This window comes from Mesorhizobium sp. PL10, from assembly GCF_053714315.1.
Genome location: NZ_JBSKBR010000102.1, coordinates 1 through 2,647, shown reverse-complemented (window position 1 = coordinate 2,647; position 2,647 = coordinate 1). Strand labels below are relative to the sequence as shown.

Genomic DNA, 2,647 nt, shown 5'->3' with positions numbered 1-2,647 from the left:
TGCGGCGCGACAATGAAGGTGCGAGCGTTGCGTCAATCAAGATGAGAATGCTGGCGGGTTGGAACGCAGGGAGGGCGTAGCCCGACTGGAGTTTCAACCCGCCAGCGCCGCTGCCTTTTCGGGGGCGTTTGTCTGGTGATCGCGGTCGACCGGGTATGCCGGTGGTTTTTCCGATTTGGAGGAATCACTTTGTGCCCGGCCGCCACGTAACCGATCACCAGATGAGGCTCTACATGAAGTTCCGTCAGACCAATTCGACAGCCGTCGCGGCGGCAAAGGCGTCGATCAGCACGGCCACGGCCTATCGCATCGAGAAGGATTCGAGGCTGCCCTCGCAGAAGAAGGCGCCGCGGGAACGACGCCGTGCCGACCCGCTTGCCGATATTTTTCAGACCGAGGTCGTGCCGATGCTGCAAGCCGCGCCCGGCATTCGCGCGATAGCTATCTTCGAGGAGATGCTGCGCCGCCATCCCGATCTGGGCAACGGCGTTCGCCGCACGCTGGAGCGGCGCGTCCGCTCCTGGCGCGCCGTCCACGGCGCGGAGCAGGAGGTCATCTTCCGACAGGTGCATGAGGCCGGCCGCCTCGGCCTGTCGGATTTCACCGACATGGGCAAAGCCGGCATCACGATCGCCGGCCAGCCGCTCGACCACCGGCTCTATCATTTCCGGCTCGCCTATTCCGGCTTCGAGCACGCTCATGTCGTGCTCGGCGGCGAGAGCTTCGTTGCCCTGTCGCAAGGCCTGCAGAACGCGCTGTGGTCGCTCGGCGGGGCTCCCCGCGAACATCGCAGCGACAGTCTCTCGGCGGCATTCCGCAACCTGGACAAGGACGCCCGGGAGGACCTGACGCGCCGCTACGACGAACTGTGCGGCCACTACGGCATGACCCCTTCCCGCAACAATCGCGGCATCGCGCATGAGAACGGCTCCATCGAAGGCCCGCACGGCCATCTCAAGCGGGCGATCGACGACGCGGCTCTGATGAGAGGATCGAGCGATTTCGGCGATCTGGCCTGCTACCGCCGCTTCGTCGACGAGATCGTCAGCCGGGTGAACGCCCGCAATTCCAAGCGCATCGACATCGAGCGCGCCGAGCTCCAGGAACTGCCCGTCCGGCGCACATCCGACTACGAGGAGGTCACCGTGCGCGTCACCTCATCGGGCGGTTTCACGCTGCGCAAGGTGTTCTACACCGTGCCCTCGCGCCTGATCGGCCATCGGCTCAGGGTGCGCCTTTTCGACGATCGGCTGGACATCTTCATCGGCGGCACCCTTCTCGTGACGCTGCCGCGCGGACGTGCCTCTCCATCGGGCAAACACGACCAGGTCGTCAATTACCGGCATGTCATCCATTCGCTGCGTCGCAAGCCGATGGCGCTGTTGAACCTGGTCTATCGCGACCAGCTCTTTCCGCGCGAGGCGTATCGGCACACCTTCGACATGCTCATGGAGCGGCTGCCGGAGCGGCAGGCCTGCCGCATCATGGTGGATCTTCTCGCCATGGCTCATGAGCGCGCCTGCGAGAGCGAACTGGCCGACCAACTGGATGCCGCGCTGCAGGCGCGCCGATTGCCCGACATGGCCGCCTTGCGGGAGCGCTTCGCCCCCGATCCCTCCCGGCTGCCGAATGTCGTCGTGCGCCTTGCGCCGCTCAATGCCTATGAAGCCCTGCTCGGCGCCAGCCTGACGGGAGACGTGGCATGAAGACCAACACCACTGTCGATACCGCCAAGCTCAGCCTGCTCCTCAACGAACTGCGCTTGCCGGCCATCAAGCTCATGTGGCCGCAATTCGCCGAACAGGCCGACAAGGAAGGCTGGCCCGCCGCCCGCTTTCTGGCCGCGATCACCGAGCATGAACTGGCCGAACGCGACCGCCGCCGCATCGAACGCCACCTCGCCGAGGCCCGCCTCCTGCCGGGCAAGACCCTCGACACCTTCGCGTTCGAGGCCGTGCCGATGATCTCCAAGGCCCAGGTGATGGCGATCACCGCCGGCGACAGCTGGCTGGAGAAGGGGGCGAACCTGCTTCTGTTCGGCCCGCCCGGCGGCGGCAAAAGCCATCTCGCTTCAGCCATCGGCCTTGCGCTCATCGAGAATGGCTGGCGGGTGCTCTTCACCAGAACAACCGACCTCGTCCAGAAGCTTCAGACGGCACGGCGAGACCTGGCGCTCGAGAGCGCTCTGGCCAAGCTCGACAAGTTCCATCTCCTGATCCTCGATGATCTCGCCTACGTCACCAAGGACCAGGCCGAGACCAGCGTGCTGTTCGAGCTCATCAGCGCCCGCTACGAGCGGCGCTCGATGCTCATCACCGCCAACCAGCCGTTCGGCGAATGGGGCAAGGTCTTCCCCGACCCCGCCATGACGCTCGCCGCGGTCGACCGCCTCGTCCATCACGCCACCATCTTCGAGATGAATGTCGAGAGCTACAGGCGCCGCGAGGCCATGGAGCGAAAGCGTGGCCCGGGACGCCCCGCGTCCTATGCCACCCCCGCCAACAGCGTCGCTGATTGACGCGCCGCGACAATCAAACCGACAAACCCTCTTGCGCGCGACAATCAATGCCGCGATCATCACCGCCGCCGCGACACCAGATTCTCATCCAGATTGTCGCGCGCTTCTCATCAGAATTGTCGCGCCACA

The 2,647-nt window shown here is 65.2% G+C and carries 2 protein-coding genes; both read left to right on the top strand.

Annotated features, from left to right (window positions below; genetic code table 11):
* Window positions 1-191 precede the first annotated feature (191 nt).
* Window positions 192-1,706, top strand: a complete 1,515-nt coding sequence (gene istA / locus ACWGTO_RS33050) for an IS21 family transposase (protein WP_454578892.1) — start codon at window positions 192-194, stop codon at window positions 1,704-1,706.
* Complete coding sequence (istB, locus tag ACWGTO_RS33045) at window positions 1,703-2,518, top strand: IS21-like element helper ATPase IstB (RefSeq protein ID WP_284278837.1); 816 nt, start codon at window positions 1,703-1,705, stop codon at window positions 2,516-2,518. The genes istA and istB overlap by 4 nt, the downstream gene beginning before the upstream one ends.
* Window positions 2,519-2,647: the final 129 nt, after the last annotated feature.

Coding starts and splice junctions, on each gene's coding strand:
- istB (WP_284278837.1), top strand. CDS start 1,703: ATGAAGACCAACACCACTGTCGATACCGCCAAGCTCAGCCTGCTCCTC.